This window comes from Gluconobacter sp. P1D12_c (genome assembly GCF_018812105.1).
GTDB lineage: Bacteria > Pseudomonadota > Alphaproteobacteria > Acetobacterales > Acetobacteraceae > Gluconobacter > Gluconobacter oxydans_A.
This window is the reverse complement of record NZ_JACSIQ010000128.1, coordinates 1-664: the sequence shown is the minus strand read 5'-3', so window position 1 is coordinate 664 and position 664 is coordinate 1. Positions and strand designations below refer to the sequence as shown.

1 protein-coding gene is annotated in these 664 nt (G+C 56.7%); it reads right to left on the bottom strand.

The genetic code is table 11. The annotated features are described in order from the left end of the window. A partial coding sequence (locus KP705_RS15920; protein ID WP_215764937.1) for a transposase occupies positions 1–600 on the bottom strand: 600 nt, incomplete at its 3' end. Between the last annotated feature and the right edge of the window lie 64 nt (positions 601–664).

The window sequence follows — 664 nt, the reverse complement described above, 5'->3', positions numbered from 1 at the left end:
ATCGTCCTGCCGCTTYGCTTTCGTGAACTTCAGCGTCCASCGCGCATGCCTGTCCTTGTGSGACAGCTTTGACGGCTTGTCCTGCCAGTCTTCGGGAATACGGCCTGCCCGGAGATCGGCTTTCTCGGCGTTCGTGTTGCGCTGCTTTGGAGCCGCCACCAGCGTTGCATCCAGGATCTGGCCCGACATCGGCAGATAGCCGGCGTGCCGCAGGGTCGCGTCAAAACGGTTGAACAGACCCTCGATCGCTCCCACCTGCGTCAGGCGCTCACGGAACAGCCAGAGTGTTTTGGCATCAGGAACACGATCTGAAAGCCCCAGCCCAAGGAAGCGCATGAACGACAGGCGATCGTTGATCAGATATTCCGTCCGCTCATCAGACAAATTGTTCAACGTCTGGATCACCAGGATCTTGAACATCAGCACCGGATCAAATGGCGGTCGCCCGCCCTTACTCCCATCTGAATAGGCCAAAGCCTGCTCCAGATCAGGGCGGAACACTTCAAAATCCACAATCCGGGAAAGCGCTTCGAGCTGATCGCCAAGCCCGCTCAATCGAGTAAGCCGCTCTTCAACATCAAAGAAACCAAGCTGCTTCATAGCGTCATTCCCTCAGTCAGAACCGGACGAATGGAATCACAGAGCAGACCTCAAAACCAGGGGG